At 50.8% G+C, this 21209-nt stretch carries 18 protein-coding genes and 1 pseudogene (1 of these 19 cut by a window edge); 7 read left to right on the top strand and 12 right to left on the bottom strand.

What is annotated here, in order from left to right; translation table 11 throughout:
* Positions 1 to 35: 35 nt before the first annotated feature.
* From B9L19_RS00210 to rpmH, 12 genes and pseudogenes are all read right to left on the bottom strand, one after another.
* Positions 36 to 737 carry a DUF554 domain-containing protein gene (locus B9L19_RS00210; protein ID WP_047752457.1) on the bottom strand — a complete coding sequence of 234 codons (702 nt, stop codon included), beginning with the start codon at positions 735 to 737 and terminating at the stop codon, positions 36 to 38.
* A gap of 53 nt (positions 738 to 790) precedes the next feature.
* Complete coding sequence (locus tag B9L19_RS00205; protein ID WP_025949242.1) at positions 791 to 1660, bottom strand: ParB/RepB/Spo0J family partition protein; 870 nt, start codon at positions 1658 to 1660, stop codon at positions 791 to 793.
* A complete protein-coding gene (locus B9L19_RS00200) occupies positions 1653 to 2414 on the bottom strand; it encodes a ParA family protein (protein ID WP_011232953.1) in 762 nt (253 codons plus the stop codon). Before B9L19_RS00200 ends, B9L19_RS00205 begins: the two co-directional genes overlap by 8 nt.
* 255 nt (positions 2415 to 2669) lie before the next feature.
* Positions 2670 to 2825 (bottom strand): annotated as a pseudogene (locus B9L19_RS00195) (IS701 family transposase); the annotation flags it as partial.
* A 125-nt stretch (positions 2826 to 2950) separates the two neighbouring features.
* Complete coding sequence (noc, locus tag B9L19_RS00190) at positions 2951 to 3796, bottom strand: nucleoid occlusion protein (RefSeq protein ID WP_025949243.1); 846 nt, start codon at positions 3794 to 3796, stop codon at positions 2951 to 2953.
* Between the two features lie 402 nt (positions 3797 to 4198).
* Complete coding sequence (gene rsmG / locus B9L19_RS00180; protein ID WP_047752455.1) at positions 4199 to 4915, bottom strand: 16S rRNA (guanine(527)-N(7))-methyltransferase RsmG; 717 nt, start codon at positions 4913 to 4915, stop codon at positions 4199 to 4201.
* Positions 4916 to 4938: 23 nt separating this feature from the next.
* Complete coding sequence (mnmG, locus tag B9L19_RS00175; protein ID WP_047752454.1) at positions 4939 to 6828, bottom strand: tRNA uridine-5-carboxymethylaminomethyl(34) synthesis enzyme MnmG; 1890 nt, start codon at positions 6826 to 6828, stop codon at positions 4939 to 4941.
* An 18-nt stretch (positions 6829 to 6846) separates the two neighbouring features.
* Positions 6847 to 8235, bottom strand: a complete 1389-nt coding sequence (mnmE, locus tag B9L19_RS00170; RefSeq protein ID WP_025949246.1) for a tRNA uridine-5-carboxymethylaminomethyl(34) synthesis GTPase MnmE — start codon at positions 8233 to 8235, stop codon at positions 6847 to 6849.
* Between the two features lie 315 nt (positions 8236 to 8550).
* Positions 8551 to 9207, bottom strand: coding sequence for an RNA-binding cell elongation regulator Jag/EloR (gene jag / locus B9L19_RS00160; RefSeq protein WP_025949247.1), 657 nt, complete (start codon positions 9205 to 9207; stop codon positions 8551 to 8553).
* Positions 9204 to 9968 (bottom strand): YidC family membrane integrase SpoIIIJ, encoded by a 765-nt coding sequence (spoIIIJ, locus tag B9L19_RS00155; RefSeq protein ID WP_025949248.1) that lies wholly within the window; start codon positions 9966 to 9968, stop codon positions 9204 to 9206. The genes jag and spoIIIJ overlap by 4 nt, the downstream gene beginning before the upstream one ends.
* Before the next feature lie 73 nt (positions 9969 to 10041).
* Positions 10042 to 10407 carry a ribonuclease P protein component gene (gene rnpA / locus B9L19_RS00150; RefSeq protein WP_025949249.1) on the bottom strand — a complete coding sequence of 122 codons (366 nt, stop codon included), beginning with the start codon at positions 10405 to 10407 and terminating at the stop codon, positions 10042 to 10044.
* An 81-nt stretch (positions 10408 to 10488) separates the two neighbouring features.
* The gene (gene rpmH, locus B9L19_RS00145; RefSeq protein WP_003253900.1) at positions 10489 to 10623 is read right to left on the bottom strand and encodes a 50S ribosomal protein L34; all 135 of its coding nucleotides are present in this window, start codon (positions 10621 to 10623) and stop codon (positions 10489 to 10491) included.
* A 477-nt stretch (positions 10624 to 11100) separates the two neighbouring features.
* On the opposite strand from rpmH, the gene dnaA reads away from it, so the two are divergent.
* From dnaA to B9L19_RS00105, 7 genes are all read left to right on the top strand, one after another.
* Positions 11101 to 12453 carry a chromosomal replication initiator protein DnaA gene (gene dnaA, locus B9L19_RS00140; protein WP_047752451.1) on the top strand — a complete coding sequence of 451 codons (1353 nt, stop codon included), beginning with the start codon at positions 11101 to 11103 and terminating at the stop codon, positions 12451 to 12453.
* Between the two features lie 172 nt (positions 12454 to 12625).
* Complete coding sequence (gene dnaN / locus B9L19_RS00135; protein ID WP_047752450.1) at positions 12626 to 13762, top strand: DNA polymerase III subunit beta; 1137 nt, start codon at positions 12626 to 12628, stop codon at positions 13760 to 13762.
* Positions 13763 to 14213: 451 nt separating this feature from the next.
* Entirely contained in the window at positions 14214 to 14444 is a 231-nt protein-coding gene (gene yaaA / locus B9L19_RS00125) for a S4 domain-containing protein YaaA (protein ID WP_081804120.1), read from the top strand.
* Between the two features lie 11 nt (positions 14445 to 14455).
* Positions 14456 to 15574, top strand: coding sequence for a DNA replication/repair protein RecF (gene recF, locus B9L19_RS00120; protein WP_047752448.1), 1119 nt, complete (start codon positions 14456 to 14458; stop codon positions 15572 to 15574).
* Between the two features lie 46 nt (positions 15575 to 15620).
* Positions 15621 to 17543: a DNA topoisomerase (ATP-hydrolyzing) subunit B gene (gene gyrB / locus B9L19_RS00115; protein WP_025949254.1), complete on the top strand. Its 1923-nt coding sequence runs from the start codon at positions 15621 to 15623 to the stop codon at positions 17541 to 17543.
* 150 nt (positions 17544 to 17693) lie between these two features.
* Positions 17694 to 20150 (top strand): DNA gyrase subunit A, encoded by a 2457-nt coding sequence (gyrA, locus tag B9L19_RS00110; protein WP_025949255.1) that lies wholly within the window; start codon positions 17694 to 17696, stop codon positions 20148 to 20150.
* 146 nt (positions 20151 to 20296) lie between these two features.
* Positions 20297 to 21209, top strand: the 5' portion of a protein-coding gene (locus B9L19_RS00105) for an HD-GYP domain-containing protein (protein ID WP_025949256.1). 155 nt of this gene lie beyond the right edge of the window; 913 of the gene's 1068 nt are visible here — the first part of the coding sequence; its start codon is at positions 20297 to 20299; its stop codon lies off the right edge, out of view.

Raw genomic sequence — 21209 nt, 5'->3', positions numbered from 1 at the left:
GGATTTCTTTTCTGTCCGGCCAAAACAACCGGTCATTAAACGAGTGAAAGAAAGAAAACAGCGGCTGCCGTAATGAGAATGCTCGGCAGCAAATTGGCCACGCGAATATTCGTTAAACCGAGCATATTGAGTCCAATGGCCATAATGAGGATGCCGCCGGTCGCCGTTGACTCCGCAATGAACGAATCCAACACTTCCTTCGGCACAAACCGGTCGATTTGCGTCGCCAACAGCGCGATGCTCCCCTCATAAACAACGACCGGCAAGGCGGAGAAGATGACGCCGATGCCGAGCGTCGTCGTCAAAATGACGCTGGCGAAACCGTCTAAAATCGATTTCATATACAGAACGCTATGGTCACCGCGCAACCCGCTGTCAAGCGCTCCAACGATGGCCATCGCTCCAATGACAAACAACAGCGTCGCGCTGACAAACCCTTTCGCGATGCTTCCTTGCCCGTTTCCGCTCACTTTCGCCTCGAGCCATTGACCGAGCCGGTTCAGCTTTTCTTCCCAGTTCCACCACTCACCGAGAATGCCGCCGAAAACAAGGCTGAAAATAACAACGAGAAACTGTTCGCTTTTCATTCCCATTTGTATGCCAAGCAGCGCCACCGCCAGTCCAATCCCCCCCATCACCGTCTCCTTCACCTGTTCAGGAATGCGATGGAACCACTTTCCGATCAACGCCCCTACGATAATGCTCAATCCGTTTACAATCGTTCCTAACAAAACCATGCTGTCCAATCCTTCCCAGCAAAAAATAAACCGGCCTTGATCAAAGGGCCGACTTAGTCGTCAAACCGCACATCGAGCAGTTCTAATATTCGCTCTAAATCTTCCGGAGAAAAAAACTCAATTTCAATTTTTCCTCTTTTCCTCGTTTGTTTAATCGTGACGTTCGTCCCGAATTTTTCGCGCAGCAACGATTCGCTTTCCCGAATAAACACGCTTTTTTCCGGCGTTTTCCGCTTTGATGTTTCACGTGAAACATTTTCGTTCGCTTGTTGGATCAGTTTTTCAAGCTGGCGGACGTTCAACCCTTCGCGAATCGTCCGTTCCACGATCGGTTTCATTTTGCTTTTTTGTTTCAGACCTAAAAGCGCACGGCCATGTCCCATCGAAAGTGTGCCGTCCATAAGCAGCTTTTGCACATCTAGAGGGAGGGACAACAAACGCAAATGATTGGCGATGTGCGGACGGCTCTTCCCAACGCGGCTCGCGACTTCCTCTTGGGTTAAGTGCAGCTTGTCCATCAACATTTTGTACGCCATCGCTTCCTCGATCGGGTTCAAATCCTCGCGCTGCAAGTTTTCAAGAAGGGCGAATTCCATCATTTGCTCATCAGTCAACTCGCGCACCACGACCGGCACTGACGGCAAATTCGCCTCCTTGGCCGCCCGGTAGCGCCGTTCGCCAACGACGATTTCAAATCCGTTCGGTACACGGCGGACGATGAGCGGCTGCAAAATGCCGTGCTGCAAAATCGATTGCTTCAACTCCTCAATCGCCTCAGGCTGAAACGTTTTCCGCGGCTGGTACGGGTTGGGATGAAGGTCGTGAATGCTTACTTCCCGCACCGTTTCCTCTTTCCCATTCAGTTCATTGAGAGAAAGGTTGTCAAACAGCGCACTGATGCCTTTGCCGAGACCTTTAGCCACGTTCAAGCACCTCCTTCGCCAGTTCCAAATACACTTCCGCCCCCCGCGATTTCACATCGTACAAAATGATCGGCTTGCCATGGCTTGGCGCCTCGCTCAGCCGCACGTTTCGCGGGATGATCGTCTGGTACACCTTTTCACGGAAATACTTTTTGACTTCTTGAATGACCTGCAAGCCTAAATTCGTCCTTGCATCAAGCATCGTCAACAGAACGCCTTCGAGGCGCAAATCATAGTTTAAGTGCCGCTGCACAAGCCGGATCGTGTTCAGCAGCTGGCTGAGCCCTTCTAACGCATAATATTCGCATTGGACAGGGATGAGCACAGAATTGGCCGCTGTCAGCGCGTTGAGCGTCAGCAAGCCGAGCGAAGGAGGACAGTCGATAATAATGAAGTCGTATTTGTCTTTCAGCGGCTCGATCGCGTTTCTCAGCCGGATTTCGCGGGAAATGACCGAGACGAGCTCAATTTCTGCGCCGGCGAGCTGGATCGTCGCTGGAATGACGTATAAATTTTCGATGTCCGTCGGTCGAATGACATCTTTTGCTTTCATGTCGCCAATGATGACATTGTAAATACATTCGTCGACATCGCCTCGCTCAATGCCGATGCCGCTCGTCGCATTGCCTTGCGGATCGGCGTCAACAAGCAACACTTTTTTTCCAAGATGCGCCAAGCAGGCCGATAAATTGACCGCCGTCGTCGTTTTTCCAACTCCGCCTTTTTGGTTTGCAATAGCAATGACTTTTCCCACGATGCCACCTACCTCTATCTCTTCCTCAATCCATTTTATTTTAGCACGAAAACAGGAAAATGACTTTGTTTTCTGAAAGAAAAAACCCCATCAGCTGTGCTTGATGAGGCAAAAGGTGACTTTTTCACTGTAGATGAGCATTTTTAATTACAATAATTTCCATGTTCTAAGAGACAAACAGGATACCCCTTAGGCCACATGGAGCTGTTTTTTGATCACATCAATGGGAATATCTTGCTTCGCGGCGTCATAACAGTGATGGACATCGGTCAACGTTCCCGAAAATCCCTTGGTGGTCAAGGCATCGACAATGTGAACGAGATGCTTCAAGACCGGTTTGGAAAGTTGCAGCGTCAACCCCAAAGTGAAGAAAAACTTGTAGATTCCTTGGTGATGTGCTAATCTATTCATGGGACATGAACCTCCTTGTGGGTAGTTGGTAGCACATCTATTCTAACCAAGGAGTCCGGTTCATGTCTCCTTTTTTGTTTGATTGTCAATTTATGTTAGCGAATTTGCTCATCTACAGTTTTTCATTATTTTTTCGCGATTCGAATCGTAATTTGATAGTAGTCATCAAATTCTTCTTCTTCAGATTGGACGGACACCCCGCTATTTTCGACCATGGAAAGCGACTGGCGGATCGTGTTGACAGCGATGCGCATATCGCGGCTGAACGCCTTTCGCTTCGGTTTTGGCTTCCGTTCCCCCGCCTCGAGCAGCTTTAACACCCGATCTTCCGTCTGCTTGACATTCAACTGTTTGTCGATGATTTCTTGCAGCAGTTTCAGCTGTTTTTCTTTATCTTTCAAGGCAATCAACGCGCGCGCATGACGTTCCGTAATCGCCCGTTGCAAGAGCGCTTCTTGCACCTCTTGCGGGAGTTTCAGCAGACGCAGCTTATTGGCGATCGTCGACTGTCCTTTGCCGAGCCGCTGAGCGAGCGCTTCTTGCGTCAAATCATGGAGCTCGATCAATTTGGCGTACGCCATCGCCTCTTCAATCGGCGTCAACTCTTCGCGCTGTAAGTTTTCAATGAGGGCGACGGAGGCGGTTTCTTTGTCATTTAAGTTTTTGATGATCGCGGGGATTTCCGTCCAGCCAAGCTTTTGCACCGCTCTCCATCTCCGCTCGCCGGCGATGATTTCAAACCGTCCGTTCTCGCATTCGCGGACGACGATCGGCTGGATGATGCCGTGCGTGCGGATCGTCAGCGCCAACTCGTCGATCTTCTCTTCATCAAACATCGTGCGCGGCTGAAAGCGGTTCGGAATAATGCTTTTGACCGGAATGTGGCGAACTTCCTCCCGCTCTTGCTTTTCCTCCATTTCTTCCTGTTCTTTTTCTCCAAAGCTGAACAAGCGCGAAAATGGATGCTTCATCCCCCTACACCACCTTTGGACATACTTGGCCAAAATGTCTCTGTCTCGCCCGGCATACGCCGCCTTACGGTCGGTTTTTTGGCGCGGGACGAAGGCAGGGAGCAAAACAGCTATATAGATGCAATTTGAAGCTTTAACTGTAGCGTTTACCGAGCATTGGCATTTGATTGACTGTCGGGCGACCGAACAACATCGCTTTCAGACCCATGTATGGGTCTGTGAAGCGATGTTGTTCGGTCTTCCGTCACGCCAAGGCGTGACGGAGGCAAGCCTGTGGCTTGCCTTCGACAGTCGAAAAATGAACAAGCGACTTTTCCATCAAAGGATATGGTAAACTTTTTCGTTGCATCTATATAGTTTCTCTCTTTCAGCCGGCAAAGCCCTCCCCCGCCCGCAAAGACGCTACTGAATCGGTTGTTTGTTCGGCATTCCCGGTTTGCGCGGGTATTGGTTCGGCGTTTTTCTCATTTTTTGAATGAAAATGATCGTTCGTTCGCCTTCGTCAAACGGCAACGTGAACGTTTCCGTCGCCGTCACTTCTCCACCAAGCACAGAAATCGCCTTGTTTCCCTCTTTCAGCTCCTCGGGCGCCGAAGCAGCTTTCATCGCAATGAATGTCCCGCCCATTTTCACGAGCGGAAGGCAAAGTTCGACAAGCACTGGCATGCGCGCCACCGCTCTGGCCGTGACGACGTCAAATGATTCGCGCATCCCTTTTTGACGGGCGAACGTCTCAGCGCGTTCGTGATAAAGCGCCACGTCCGCAAGCCCGAGCTCGGTGATCAGATGCTCTAAAAAACGGATGCGTTTTTGCAGCGAATCAACGATGGAAACGCGCAAATGCGGAAAACAAATTTTGAGCGGAAGGCTCGGAAATCCCGCCCCGGATCCGACGTCGCAAAGCGCAAGCGGCGCTGAAAAGTCGTAGTAAAAAGCCGGGGATACCGAGTCAAAAAAGTGCTTCACATAGACGCCGGGCTTGTCCGTAATAGCGGTCAAATTCATTTTCTCGTTCCACTCAACGAGCAGTTCGTAATAGCGCTCAAACTGCCCAAGCGCCCGGGAAGAGAGGAGAATTCCCCTCTCTTCGAGCATGGTTTGAAATTGTGTCGCCTCCATAAGCCAATCCTTTCCCTCATTGTTTATTCATTCGACACGCGCGCGATTCTTCCTTGTTCCAAATACACTAATAATATCGAAATATCGGCCGGATTGACGCCGGAAATGCGCGACGCCTGGGCGATCGAAAGCGGGCGCACTTGTTTGAGCTTTTGCCGCGCCTCGGTTGCCAGCCCTTGGATGGCGTCGTAATCGATATCTTCCGGGATTTTTTTGTTTTCCATTTTTTTGAGCCGTTCGACTTCCTGCAGCGATTTTTGGATGTAGCCCTCGTACTTGATTTGAATTTCGACTTGCTCAGCCACTTCCGGAGCGATCTCCTCGTCAGCCGGCGCCAGTTTTCGGATGTGCTCGTACGTCATCTCCGGGCGTCGGAGCAAATCGGCGGCGCGAATGCCGTCTTTCAGCTCGCTTCCACCCGCTTCACGGATGACTTCCTGCACGTTTGGCGTCGGTTTGATGATCACCGTTTGCAACCGCTTTTTCTCCCGTTCGATCGCCTCTTTTTTCGCCAAAAATTTTTGATACCGCTCTTCGGAAATGAGACCGATCCGATAGCCGAGCTCGGTCAGGCGCAAATCGGCGTTGTCATGGCGAAGCAAAAGCCGGTACTCGGCACGCGACGTCAGCAGGCGGTACGGCTCATTCGTCCCTTTCGTCACCAAGTCGTCGATTAAAACGCCGATATAGGCATCCGAACGGCTTAAAATGATTTCTTCGCGGCCGAGCGCCCGGTGGGCGGCGTTAATGCCGGCCATAATGCCTTGGCCTGCCGCTTCTTCATAGCCGGACGTGCCGTTGATTTGTCCTGCGGTATACAAGTTTTTCACAAGCTTCGTCTCGAGGGTCGGCCATAGCTGCGTCGGCACGATGGCATCATACTCGATCGCATAGCCAGCCCGCATGAGCTGCGCCTTCTCAAGTCCCGGGATCGTCTCGAGCAGCTTGCGCTGGATATGTTCCGGCAAACTTGTTGACAACCCTTGCACGTACACTTCTTCCGTTTCCCGCCCTTCCGGCTCGAGGAAAATTTGATGGCGCGGCTTATCGTGAAACCGGACGACTTTATCCTCGATCGATGGGCAATAGCGCGGCCCGGTTCCTTTGATCATGCCTGAGTACATCGGCGACAAGTGCAAGTTTTCATCGATGATGCGGTGTGTTTCCTCCGTCGTGTACGTCAGCCAGCACGGCAGCTGATCCGTGATGTATTTTGTCGTCTCGTACGAAAACGCCCGCGGCTCCTCGTCGCCCGGCTGGATTTCCGTTTTGCTGTAATCGATCGTCCGGCTGTTGACGCGCGGCGGTGTGCCCGTTTTGAAGCGAACAAGCTTAAACCCAAGCTCTTCTAAATGCTCGGACAGCTTAATCGACGGTTGCTGGTTGTTCGGGCCGCTCGAATATTTAATGTCTCCGATGATGATTTCCCCGCGCAAAAACGTCCCGGTCGTAATGACGACCGCCTTGGCGTAATAATGCGCGCCCGTGTGAGTGATGACACCTTTGCAAACGCCGTCTTCGACGATCAGCCGCTCGACTTTTCCTTGCAGAAGCGTCAAATTTTCTTGATTTTCGAGTGTTTTTTTCATTTCCCGCTGGTACAGCACTTTATCGGCTTGCGCCCGCAGCGCGCGGACGGCTGGCCCTTTGCCGGTGTTTAGCATCCTCATTTGAATGTATGTTTTGTCAATGTTTTTTGCCATTTCCCCGCCGAGAGCGTCGATTTCGCGCACGACGATTCCTTTCGCCGGGCCGCCGATCGACGGGTTGCACGGCATGAACGCGATCATATCCAGGTTAAGCGTAATAACAAGCGTCTTCGCTCCGATGCGCGCCGAAGCTAATGCCGCTTCGCAGCCAGCATGGCCGGCGCCAACGACAATGACGTCATACGTTCCTCCATGGTAATCCATATGGCATTTCCTCCTCGCTTATTTTCCTAAACAAAACTGAGCAAACAGCTGATCAATCAAGCTTTCATGGACCGTATCACCAATGATTTCGCCAAGCAACTCCCATGCCCGGCGCAAATCAATTTGGACGAGATCAACCGGCATGCCGGCGTCAATGCCGGAAAGCGCTTCTTCAATCGCTGTTTTCGCCTGCTCGAGCAAGGCGATATGGCGAGAGTTGGAAACGTACGTCAAATCGCCGGCCTCCAGCTCACCTCCAAAAAACAGGTCAGCAATCGCTTTTTCCAGTTCATCAATTCCTTGTTCATGCAACAGAGATGTCGCCACGACCGGCCGGCCGGCCGCCAGTTCCTTAACCCGCTCCATATCGATCCGCCGGGGCAAATCGGTTTTATTCACAATGACGATGGCGTCCATTCCCTCGATCATGGCAAACAGCCGCTCGTCCTCTTCCGTCAGCGGTTCATGATAATTCAAAACGAGCAAAATTAAGTCGGCCCGCTTCAACATTTGCTGCGAGCGCTCGACGCCGATCCGTTCGACGACATCTTCGGTTTCGCGGATGCCAGCCGTATCGATCAAACGAAGCGGTACACCACGGACGTTGACATATTCCTCGATGACGTCGCGCGTCGTCCCCGGAATATCGGTGACGATCGCCCGATTTTCATGGGCGAGCGCATTCAAAAGCGACGATTTGCCGACGTTCGGCCGCCCGATGATGACCGTTGCCAGCCCTTCGCGCAATATTTTTCCTTGCGCGGCGGTCGACAGCAGCTTTTCAATTTGCCCGCGCACATATTCCGCCTTTTCCCGCAAAAGGCGCGGCGTCATTTCTTCGACATCATCGTATTCCGGATAGTCAATATTGACTTCAACATGTGCCAGCGTCTCCAAAATCGTCTGCCGCAACTCGCGAATCAATTTTGACAGGCGCCCTTCCATTTGCTGCAGGGCGACGTTCATCGCTCGGTCGGTTTTGGCGCGGATTAGGTCGATGACTGCCTCAGCTTGAGATAAATCGATGCGCCCATTTAAAAACGCCCGCTTCGTAAACTCCCCCGGCTCGGCGAGCCGCGCCCCGTTTGCCAGCACGAGCTGCAGCACCCGATTGACGGAAACAAACCCGCCATGGCAGTTGATCTCGACCACGTCCTCGCGCGTAAACGTCTTCGGTGCGCGCATAACTGATACCATTACTTCTTCAACGACCCGTCCGCTTTTCGGATCGATGATATGCCCGTAGTGGATCGTGTGTGATGGAACGTCTTCGAGCCGCTTTCCGCTCGGGCTCCGAAAAAGCCGGTCCGCAATCTCAACCGCTTGATCTCCGCTCAACCGAACGATGGCAATCGCCCCTTCGCCCATTGGCGTCGAAATGGCGGCGATCGTATCAAATTCCGTCAAAGCTGTTCACCTCTCTTTGCTCCGCTTTCTCTATATCCACAGCCCGTTTTGGCCGCTTTTTTCCTTGTGCATATTCACTTAGTTCAATTTTAACTTATCCACATGTGAATAACAATACGGCGCGCTCAACGCTGTTGTTGAAAAATAGGAGCGGCGGCCGTCAAAAAAAGTTAGTGGATTGCTTCACAATCATCTGGACGGATAGGCAAAAAAGACTGTTTCTTCCCTGTTTTCCCATTTGAAGAAGCTCTTGCTGGAGCGTTTCCCCCATTTCCATCGCCAATACTATAAAAAAAGAGGCTGCCTCTCTACCGTTTAGCGAGGCGCCTCTTTTTTCGGCGACATTTTGCCTGTTTTCGGAGCGACGACAATCGAACGGTGCGGATCAACGCCAACGGAATAGGTCAAGACGTGCTTGTTGTCAGCCAGCGCTGCATGGATGATCTTCCGTTCATGCGCCGGCAACGGCTCCAACCTTACTTCTTCTCCTGTCTTCACCGCCCGGGCGGCCAGCTTGTGCGCCAGTTCGATCAGCGCCTTTTCCCTTCGTTCGCGGTAATTTTCGACATCGACGGCAATCGACACGTATTCATCAGCATGGCGGTTGGCGACGAGCTGCGCCAAAAACTGAAGAGCGTTTAACGTTTGCCCGTGCTTGCCGATCAATAGACCGACCGGCCCCCCGCGCACATGAAGCGTCACCCGCTTGCCGCGGCGGACGGCTTCGATGCTTGCCCCTTCCGCCCCCATTTGCGCGATGACTTGCTGCAAAAAGCGAACCGTCTCCTCAACCGGGTCGATTTTCAGCACGGCTTTCACAACCGCCGGGCGGCCGCCAAACAAGCCAAACCAACCTCTTTTCCCTTCATCGAGCACAACAATAACCACACGCTCTTGCGGCACGCCAAGCTGCGCGAGCGCCAACTGCACCGCCTCTTCAACTGTCCGGGCAGTCGCGGTCACTTCTTTCACTTTTTCGCTCCTCCTGAATGGGCGGCAATCTCCGGCCCTTTAATGAGATACGTTTGCACAATGGAGAAAATATTTCCGACGACCCAGTAAAGTGACAAAGCAGCTGGGAAGTTGATCGCGAAAATGACGATCATAATCGGCATCATCCAAAGCATCATTGCCATTTGCGGGTTTTGCTGAGCGGAGCCGGCCATCATGATTTTCTGCTGAATGAACGTCGTCACGCCGGCAATGACCGGCAAAATGTAGTATGGGTCTTTTTCGCCAAGGTCAAACCATAAAAAATTATGTTGGGCAATTTCTCTCGTCCGCATGATGGCATGGTAAAATCCAATTAAAATCGGCATCTGAATCAAAATCGGGAAGCAGCCGGCCATTGGGTTGACGCCGTGCTTTTGGAATAAGAGCATCATCTCTTGCTGGAGCTTTTGTTGAGTTTGCGCGTCTTTTGAGCTGTATTTTTTGCGGAGCGCTTCCATTTCCGGCTGAAGCGCTTGCATCGCCTTCGCGTTGCGCGTCTGTTGGATCATCAGCGGCAAAATCAATAAGCGGATCAAAATGGTGACGACAATGATCGACAATCCAAAGCTTCCGCCGAGCAGCCCGGCGACATATTTGATCAGCCAAGAAAGCGGATAAACGATATACTCGTTCCAAAACCCCTTGCTTTCCGGGGTAATCGGTTTGTGAATTTCCGTGCATCCGGCCAGCACAGCCGCTAACGCACCGAACAAAATAATGAATCCGATTCGCCTTTTCACCTTCTTTTTCCTCCCACATATACAAGTTCACGTATGTATTTTACCATCTTTTTTTGCCGCGTGGAGCATTTTTTCAAGCCGAATGCGGCGGTTGGCCTCCTTTTTTCAGCCCTCCGGATTTCCGGAGCACATGGATTAAACTTTTTTTTACTTCCGCATAATTCATCTCCGCCACCGGCTGTCTAGCAATCACGACATAGTCTTTGCCAGGGGCAATCTCCTCCTTCAATTCGAGGAAGCATTGGCGGATGTAGCGCTTGATTCGATTTCGGACGACAGCCTTGCCGAGTTTTTTGCTGACAGACAGCCCGATGCGAAAATAAGGCTGCTCCGGGCGGTCAAGCGTGTAGATGACAAACTGGCGGTTGGCCGTCGAAGCGCCCCTCTGAAACACTTCCTGGAACTCTTCGCTTTTCTTGATCCGATACTTTTTTTTCATTCTCCCCAAACACTCCATTTGCGCCTAATTTCCCGGCGGCAAAATATTGAGAAAAAAGACCACTGAAACTTCAGTGGCCTATTATGCAGACAAAACTTTTCTTCCTTTGCGGCGGCGGCGCGCCAACACTTTTCTGCCGTTTCTCGTGCTCATGCGCGCGCGGAATCCATGCACTTTGCTTCGCTTCCGTCTATTCGGTTGATACGTCCGTTTCATCTATGACACCTCCCTAGGGAATAACAGTTACGGGCAGTCTTTCTCATTATATTGAACAATCTTAGCAAATGTCAACCGCCTCTTCGTTTTTCCAACTTTGATCAGCGTTGTGGATCATTTTTTTCTCCCTATCAACAATCCACAACATTTATCGACATTTTTTTCACATATTCAATGGTGTGGATAATGATTTTTTCACACCCCGCCTATTTTGTGGATAATCAAAAAATCTCGTTGCAACAAGCCGCTTTATTTGCTATTATTATTGTGTTTTCACTATGGATAATCATGTGGATAAGATGAATCTATCCACATTTTGTGGATAGATTGTGGATAGTTTTTTCACAACGCGTTAATCATGTTACCCACAGATGGTGGATTTTGTCGAAAAGCTTCTTTATTTCATTAATATGCTTTTTCCACAAACTTATTTTTTTAAACAAACGATCATCCTCTGACTTAAGGGAGGGGCAACGGGTGGAAAATATCCATGACTTATGGGATCGTGTGCTCGCGGAAATTGAACAAAAAATCAGCAAGCCGAGCTTTGAAACTTGGCTCAAGTCAACCAAAGCCCACTCTTTACGAGGTGACACGCTCGTCATCGTAGCCCCGAACGAGTTTGCTAGAGATTGGCTTGATTCTCGCTACTCTCATTTGATTGCAGAAACGATCTACACCATCACGGGTGAAGAATTGGCTGTCAAGTTTATCATTCCGCCAAATCAGGATGATGAAGAACTAGAGTTCCAGTCATCGAAGAAAAAGCAACAGAAGCCGTATGAAGAGACAAACGATTTCCCACAAAGCATGTTAAATCCGAAATACACGTTCGATACGTTTGTCATCGGCTCTGGCAACCGTTTCGCCCATGCCGCTTCATTGGCGGTCGCTGAGGCTCCAGCCAAAGCATACAACCCCTTGTTTATCTATGGCGGCGTTGGACTTGGGAAAACACACTTAATGCACGCGATCGGCCATTACGTGATTGAACATAACCCATCAGCGAAAGTGGTCTATTTATCTTCAGAGAAGTTTACGAATGAGTTTATTAACGCCATCCGAGACAACCGCCCTGACGACTTTCGCAACAAGTACCGGAACGTTGACGTCCTACTGATCGATGATATTCAGTTTTTGGCCGGGAAAGAACAAACGCAAGAAGAATTTTTCCATACGTTTAATACGCTGCACGAGGAGAGCAAGCAAATCGTCATCTCAAGCGATCGACCGCCGAAAGAAATCCCAACGCTTGAAGACCGCTTGCGTTCGCGCTTTGAGTGGGGGCTCATCACTGACATTACGCCGCCTGATCTAGAGACACGGATCGCTATCCTCCGCAAAAAGGCGAAGGCGGAGGGGTTTGACATTCCAAACGAGGTAATGCTTTATATTGCCAATCAAATTGACTCGAACATCCGCGAGCTTGAGGGGGCGCTCATTCGCGTCGTTGCTTATTCGTCGCTCATCAACAAAGAGATCACCGCTGACTTGGCAGCAGAGGCATTGAAAGACATCATCCCAAGCGCAAAGCCGAAGGTAATCACGATTCAAGACATTCAACGCGTTGTTGGACAGCATTTCAACATCAAGATGGAAGATTTTAAAGCGAAAAAGCGAACAAAATCGGTTGCGTTTCCTCGGCAAATTGCCATGTATCTCTCCCGCGAACTGACCGACTGTTCGTTGCCGAAAATCGGCGACGAATTTGGGGGACGCGATCATACAACCGTCATCCACGCCCATGAAAAAATATCAAAACTTTTGCAAACTGACACGCAGCTGCAAAGGCATATACAAGAGATTCAAGAAAAGCTGAAACAACTGTGAACAACTGTAGCGGTTTCATGCACAGCTTATCCACATGTGGACAGGCTGTGCTTGCTTCGCTTTTTTTATTTATCCACATACTAACAAGCCATACGACTAGTACTACGGCTTTTATTTTTATATTTTTATAATTTATTTCCGACGATCTAAAGAAATGAGGAGGAACAGCAACGTGAACATTTCCATTGACCGCGAAGCATTAGCCAAGAGCGTCCAAGATGTGATGAAAGCCGTATCGACAAGAACGACGATCCCGATTTTGACCGGAATCAAACTAACAGCAACTGCCTCGGGAGTCACACTGACCGGAAGCGATTCCGACATTTCAATTGAATCGTTTATTCCGCTTGAAAAAGAAGGCAAGTTGCTCGTTGATGTGAAAAGACCGGGGAGCATCGTACTGCAGGCGCGCTTTTTCTCTGAAATCGTGAAAAAACTGCCGCAACAAACGGTGGAAATCGAAACGGAAGACAACTTTTTGACGATCATCCGCTCGGGGCACTCAGAATTCCGCCTCAATGGGCTAAACGCCGACGAATATCCGCGCCTGCCGCAAATTGAAGAAGAAAACGTGTTTCAAATCCCGGCTGATTTATTGAAAACCGTGATTCGGCAAACGGTGTTCGCCGTTTCTACATCGGAAACGCGCCCAATCTTGACAGGTGTCAACTGGAAAGTTGAACATGGCGAGCTTGTCTGCACAGCGACCGACAGTCATCGCTTAGCCATGCGCAAAGTGAAAATTGAGTCGGAGAATGAAGTATCATACAACGTCGTCATCCCTGGAAAAAGTCTTCATGAGCTCAGCAAAATTTTGGATGACGGCAACCACCCGGTGGACATCGTCATGACAACCAATCAAGTGCTATTTAAGGCCGAGCACCTTCTCTTCTTTTCCCGGCTGCTTGACGGCAACTATCCGGAGACGGCCCGTTTGATTCCAACAGAAAGCAAAACGACCATGATCGTCAATGCAAAAGAGTTTTTGCAGGCAATCGACCGAGCGTCCTTGCTTGCTCGAGAAGGAAGGAACAACGTTGTGAAACTGACGACGCTTCCTGGAGGAATGCTCGAAATTTCTTCGATTTCTCCGGAGATCGGGAAAGTGACGGAGCAGCTGCAAACGGAGTCTCTTGAAGGGGAAGAGTTGAACATTTCGTTCAGCGCGAAATATATGATGGACGCGTTGCGGGCGCTTGATGGAACAGACATTCAAATCAGCTTCACTGGGGCCATGCGGCCGTTCCTGTTGCGTCCGCTTCACACCGACTCGATGCTTCAGCTCATTTTGCCGGTGAGAACATATTGATCCAGCGCCCTCCTATTGGCGAAAACGATTCAGCTTCAAGGGCAAAAGCCGCCCGACAACGCTGCTTTTTCTCAAGTCCGATGAGAAGGCGGGCAACATCTATGCCTATCCTTCCCATCGGTGTGAGTAAAATATTTGTGGGTGACATTCCGAAATGATCCCCGACGAGGGTTGCGAACTTTTGTTCGCGACACTCGTCGGGGCCACCAAGCGAAGCGCGGTAGAAAAAAGCAAATGTCATGCAAAACTCAAGATGAGGGATGAGAGTCCGAAAGCGCTTACGATATCAATTCCTGAAAATGGTTCGCTAACTAGTGATTGACAACACCCGTAGTGAACCGAAAAAATGTTCTCCACAAAGTCTTGACTGACTCTTCCCATCGGCTTTCTTTGCGAATGGGCGGATTTTCCGGTAAAATAAAAGAATAGGCAGTTTGAAGGAAAGCGAGCGATGACACAGATGGAACAACGGGTGACGATTACAACGGAAACGATTACGCTGGGACAGCTTTTAAAACTTGTGCGATTGATTGATACGGGCGGTGCGGCCAAATGGTTTTTGCAGGAACATCACGTGCTTGTCAATGGAGAACGGGAAAACCGGCGCGGGCGAAAGCTGAGAGACGGCGACCGGATCGACATTGAACCGTTTGGCACGTTCGTCGTCGTGAAAGTGGAGTAGGTGAAGGTTCGGTGTTTTTGACCAACTTAACGTTGACGAATTACCGGAATTACGATTATGAAACGTTGAATTTCGGCGAGGGCGTGAATGTCATCTTAGGAGAAAATGCCCAAGGAAAGACGAACATGATGGAGGCCATTTATGTTTTGGCTATGGCGAAGTCGCACCGCACGTCCAACGATAAAGACCTTATCCGTTGGAATGAAGAGTATGCTAAAATAGAGGGAAGAGCGGAAAAACGAAGCGGGTCGTTAACGCTTGAGTTACTTATCTCCAAAAAAGGAAAAAGAGCAAGATGTAACCATATTGAACAGCAGCGGCTCAGCCAATATGTCGGCCATTTGAATGTCGTCATGTTTGCTCCCGAAGATTTGAATCTAGTCAAGGGAAGTCCACAAGTACGGCGCCGATTTGTCGATATGGAAATTGGGCAAGTGTCGCCTGTGTATATACATGATTTGAGCCAATACCAAAAGCTGCTGCAGCAGCGCAATCATTACTTAAAAATGATGCAGGCGCACAAGCAAAGCGATGAGGCGGTTCTTGATGTGTTAACTGAGCAGCTTGTATTGTTGGCGGCCAAAATTACGTTGCGGCGCCGCCAGTTTTTGTCGCTGCTTGAGCAATGGGCGATGCCAATCCACTATGAAATCAGCCGCGGCGCCGAACGCCTTTGCATCCGATACGAACCGTCAGTCGACGTATCAGAAAAGGCGGAATTGTCGAGAATAGTAGAAGCATACAGTGAAACGTTCGCCGCCATGAGGGAACGGGAAGTTCAGCGGGGAACAACGTTGGTCGGCCCGCATCGCGATGACATCGCGTTTTTCGTGAATGGAAAAAACGTGCAAACTTTCGGTTCCCAGGGGCAACAACGTACAACCGCGCTAGCGGTCAAGCTGGCAGAACTTGAGCTCATCTTTTCCGAGTTAGGCGATTACCCCATTTTATTGCTGGATGATGTGTTGTCAGAACTTGATGACTTTCGGCAAACCCACCTCCTTGATGCCATCCGGAAAAAAGTGCAAACTTTCGTCACAACAACAAGCATTGACGGCATTAAACACGATATCATTCAAGAAGCGGCCATTTATCGAGTCCATTCTGGTTCGATAACCGCTCCTTCTTAACCGCGAGACCGTTGAACGTTTGCAAAGAAAGCGTAGGTGATCAGGCATGACAATGGAACAACGGGTTGAGCAGACGTACGATGCAAGCAAAATCCAAGTGCTTGAAGGCCTTGAAGCGGTTCGCAAGCGCCCGGGGATGTACATCGGCTCCACAGGGTCGAAAGGACTGCACCATCTCGTTTGGGAAATCGTCGACAACAGCATCGACGAGGCGTTGGCGGGCTATTGCACAAACATCGATGTGACGATCGGCAAAGACAACAGCATCACCGTCGCCGACAACGGACGTGGCATTCCGGTTGACATTCACGAGGCGACCGGACGTCCCGCCGTCGAAGTCATTATGACCGTCCTTCATGCCGGCGGGAAATTTGGCGGAGGGGGCTATAAAGTGTCCGGCGGCTTGCACGGCGTTGGCGCTTCGGTCGTCAACGCCTTATCGGAATGGCTCGAAGTGTACGTCTATCGGGATGGAAAAATCCATTACCAGCGGTACGAGCGCGGAGAACCGTCCACCGACTTGCAAGTCATCGGCGAGACAGACCGGACCGGAACAACGACCCGTTTTAAGCCGGACCCGGAAATTTTCACTGAGACGACCGAATTTGACTATGAAACGTTGGCCACTCGGTTGCGTGAGCTCGCTTTTCTAAATCGCGGCTTAAAAATTACGCTGACGGACGAACGAGTTGACAGCCGAAAAAACGAATATATTTACGAAGGCGGCATTCGTTCATACGTCCGTCATTTGAACCGAACACGGGAAGTGCTGCACGAAGAGCCAATTTATATCGCTGGCGAGCGTGACGGCATTGCCGTAGAAATCGCTTTGCAGTACAACGACGGCTATACGAGCAATATTTATTCGTTTGTCAACAACATTCATACGCATGAAGGCGGCACACATGAATCTGGCTTTAAAATGGCGCTGACGCGCATTATCAATGATTACGCTCGCAAGCAGCAAATTTTTAAAGAAAACGACGCGAATTTGACTGGCGAAGATGTGCGCGAAGGGCTGACGGCCATCGTGTCGATCAAGCATCCATCGCCGCAGTTTGAAGGGCAGACCAAAACAAAGCTCGGCAACAGCGATGCGCGCACGGTGACCGACGCTGTCTTTTCCGAACAATTTGAAATGTTTTTGCTTGAAAATCCGACGATTGCCCGAAAAATCGTCGAAAAAGGCATGATGGCGGCGCGGGCGCGGCTGGCAGCGAAAAAAGCGCGCGAACTGACGCGGCGCAAAAGTGCGCTTGACATTTCCAATTTGCCGGGCAAACTGGCTGATTGTTCGTCAAGAGACCCGTCGATCAGCGAGCTGTACGTCGTTGAGGGGGATTCGGCCGGCGGCTCCGCGAAACAAGGGCGCGACCGCCATTTCCAAGCGATTTTGCCGCTGCGCGGGAAAATCCTTAACGTGGAAAAAGCGCGCTTGGACAAAATTTTGTCGAACAATGAGGTGCGGGCGATTATTACTGCCCTTGGCACGGGCATTGGCGAAGAGTTTGACATCTCAAAGGCGCGTTACCATAAGGTCATCATCATGACCGACGCCGATGTTGACGGGGCCCATATTCGTACGCTTCTTTTAACATTTTTTTACCGTTATATGCGGGAATTGATTGAACACGGCTACATTTATATCGCTCAGCCGCCCCTGTATAAAATCGAGCAGGGAAAACAGGTGCGTTACGCTTACAACGACCGCCAGCTTGAGAAAATCCTTGCCGAGCTGCCGGATCAGCCAAAACCGACGATTCAACGCTATAAAGGATTGGGCGAAATGAATCCGGAGCAGCTTTGGGAAACGACGATGAATCCGGAAACGAGAACGTTGCTGCAAGTGAGCTTGCAAGACGCCATTGACGCAGATGAAACGTTTGAAATTTTAATGGGCGATAAAGTTGAGCCGCGCCGCCAGTTCATCGAAGAAAATGCCCGTTATGTGAAAAACTTGGACATTTAGGCTAAAAAAAGAGGGAATCAGTCGCCCTCCTCGCTTCGCCTTGCCGACGGGGACACCCGGCGCGCGAGCGAAGCGGCGCCCGCCGTCCGTCCGCGTCCGCCTGGCCGGGCGGTCCGGACTGGAGGAGGTTTCAAAGGGAGGTTTGAACGAATGGCAGAACACGAACAACCGCGCATCCGCGAAGTGAACATCAGCCAGGAAATGCGTTCTTCGTTTCTTGACTATGCGATGAGCGTCATCGTTTCGCGCGCCCTGCCGGACGTGCGCGACGGGCTGAAGCCGGTGCATCGCCGCATTTTATATGCCATGCACGACCTCGGCATGACTGCCGATAAACCGTATAAAAAGTCGGCTCGCATCGTCGGCGAAGTGATCGGGAAATATCATCCGCATGGCGATGCCGCCGTGTATGACACGATGGTGCGCATGGCGCAAGATTTCAACTACCGCTACATGCTTGTCGACGGACATGGCAACTTCGGATCGATTGATGGCGACGCGGCAGCAGCGATGCGCTACACGGAAGCGCGCATGTCGAAAATCGCCATGGAGCTTTTGCGCGATATCAACAAAGACACGATCGACTATCAAGACAACTATGACGGTTCGGAAAAAGAACCGGTCGTGCTGCCGTCCCGGTTTCCTAATTTGCTTGTCAACGGTTCATCCGGCATCGCTGTCGGAATGGCGACGAACATTCCGCCGCACCAGCTTGGCGAAGTGATTGATGCCTTGTTGGCATTAAGCCAAAATCCGGAGATGACGGTTGCCGATTTGATGGAATACATCCCAGGACCTGACTTTCCAACCGCTGGACAAATTATCGGCCGCAGCGGCATCCGCAAGGCGTACGAAACGGGTCGCGGCTCCATTACATTGCGCGCCAAGGCCGAAATCGAGCAGCAGCCAAACGGCAAGGAAACGATCATTGTGACTGAGCTCCCTTACCAAGTAAACAAGGCGAAACTGATCGAGCGGATCGCCGAACTTGTGCGCGACAAAAAAATTGACGGCATCACCGACTTGCGCGACGAGTCCGATCGGAGCGGCATGCGCATCGTGATCGAAGTGCGGCGCGATGCCAACGCGAAGGTTGTGTTGAACAATTTGTACAAACATACGGCATTGCAAACGAGTTTTGGCATCAACATGCTTGCTTTGGTAAACGGCGAGCCGAAAGTGCTGAACTTAAAAGAGTGTTTGGAGCATTATTTAAACCATCAAAAAACCGTCATCCGCCGGCGGACGGCGTTTGAGCTGAAAAAAGCCGAGGCGCGTGCTCACATTCTGGAAGGGTTGCGCATCGCCCTTGACCATTTGGATGAAGTGATCGACCTCATCCGCCGCTCACAGACAACGGAGGCGGCGCGCGAAGGGCTGATGGCGCGGTTCTCACTCAGTGAACGGCAAGCGCAGGCGATTTTGGATATGCGCCTGCAACGGTTAACCGGCCTTGAGCGGGAAAAAATCGAACAAGAATACCAAGACCTTGTCCGTCTGATCGCAGAACTGAGAGGCGTATTGGCCGACGAAGAGAAAGTATTGCAAATCATTCGCGATGAACTGAGCGAAATTAAGGAGCGGTTCAACGATGAGCGGCGCACGGAAATCGTTTCAGGAGCCGTTGAGCAGTTCGATGACGAGGATTTAATTCCACAAGAGCATGTCGTCATCACGCTTACTCATAAAGGCTACATCAAGCGCTTGCCTTTATCGACGTACCGGAGCCAAAAACGCGGCGGACGGGGCGTGCAAGGCATGCATACGGCGGAGGACGATTTTGTCGAACATTTGCTCATTACGTCGACTCATGACACCGTGCTGTTTTTCACGAATAAAGGGAAAGTGTATCAGGCAAAAGGCTACGAGATCCCGGAATTCGGCCGCACAGCCAAAGGGCTGCCGATCATCAACTTGCTTGAGCTCGATAAAGATGAGTGGATCAACGCCATGATTCCGATTGAAAGCGAGTTTAGCGATGAACGCTACCTCGTGTTTGCGACAAAGCAAGGAATTGCCAAACGTTCCCCGCTTTCAGCGTTCGCCCATATTCGCAACAACGGGCTTATTGCCATCCATTTGCGCGAAGGGGATGAACTGATTTCTGTCCGGCTGACGGATGGCAAAAAGCATTTGATCATCGGTACGAAAAACGGCATGCTCATCCGTTTTCCGGAAACCGACGTGCGGGCGATGGGCCGAAGCGCGACTGGAGTCAAAGCGATCACGCTTGATGACGGGGATGAAGTCGTTGGCATGGAAATTTTAGAAGACCATCATGATGTGCTTGTCGTCACGAAAAAAGGGTTCGGCAAGCGCACTCCGGCCTCGGAATACCGCGTGCAAAGCCGCGGGGGCAAAGGATTGAAAACGTGCAACGTCACGAATAAAAACGGTCCTGTCGTTGCGGTGACAACCGTCGTCGGCAATGAAGACATCATGGTGATCACGACCGGTGGCGTGCTCATTCGCATTGCCGTCAGCGATATTTCTCGGACGGGAAGAATCGCCCAAGGCGTTAAGCTCATTCGCCTCTCTGGCGAAGATGGGCATGAGTGCGTCGCTACGGTGGCGAAAGTGCCTGAGGAAGAAAGGGACGAGGAATAAAGAAGAAGATCATTCAGCCTAACGGAAACGGCGCTTCGCCTATAGGCGCGGGGCGTCGTTTTTCTGTTTCAAAAGCCTGCCATCACGGCCAAAATCATGTTACGATAGAAATACAGATGAAAAAAAGACAAAGGGGGCACGAATCGATGGTCCGTGTGAAACGCTCCCAGCTTCGCGAAGGATGCGTGCTCGCTGAAGATGTGCTCGGCAAGACGAAACGTCCAATTATACCGAAAAACACTGTGATCACGAAACCGTTGCTACTCGTACTTGAAAAATTCCTCGTTGAGGAAGTGGACGTTGAACCATTGCTTGCTAACGGTGAACCATTTCCCAACGTCGATTCCGCATCAACGGCGGCTGCCAAACAGCCGATGTCCTTCTACTTAGAGGCGGTCCAACGATACAAAACATGGTTTCAATCGTGGCAAGCCGGTTTGCCGGTTGATATCGGCGAAATCAGAGGGGTCATCATTTCGCTTTTTGAACGAATGGCGGGCCAAAAACGGGAGTTGCTTATGTTGCATCATTACGCAACAAAGGACGAATATTTGCACCATCATGCCGTCAGCGTCGGGCTGCTCGCGGGCTTTTTGGCCATGCAGCTTGGATACAGCGAAGGGGAATGCCACCAAATCGCCCTTGCCGGTGTGCTAGCAGACTGTGGCATGGCGAAAGTAAGTAGGAGAATTTTGACAAATCCGTCAGCGCTCACTGAAGCCGAGTTCAATGAAGTAAAGCAGCACCCTGTCTTCAGCTACCGCATGGTGCAAAAAATCCCTGCGCTAAACTATGGGGCAAAACTTGCCGTGTTGCAGCATCATGAACGAAATGACGGCAGCGGCTACCCGCTCGGAGTAAAAGCAGAAAGAATTCACCCTTACAGCCAGATCGTTGCCGTCGCTGATGTCTACCATGCCATGACTTCAGAACGGTTATACCGTCGCAAACAGTCGCCGTTTCGGGCCATTGAAACGATGCAAAGGGAGCAGTTCGGCAAACTGAGTACAGAAGCTGTCGCCGCGCTGGTGAACAATCTCATCGGCCTGCAAACAGGAG

Source organism: Geobacillus thermocatenulatus, assembly GCF_002217655.1.
Taxonomy (GTDB): Bacteria; Bacillota; Bacilli; order Bacillales; family Anoxybacillaceae; genus Geobacillus; species Geobacillus thermocatenulatus.
Note: the sequence above shows the minus strand (reverse complement) of the source record. Positions and strands in the feature narration are given on the sequence as shown.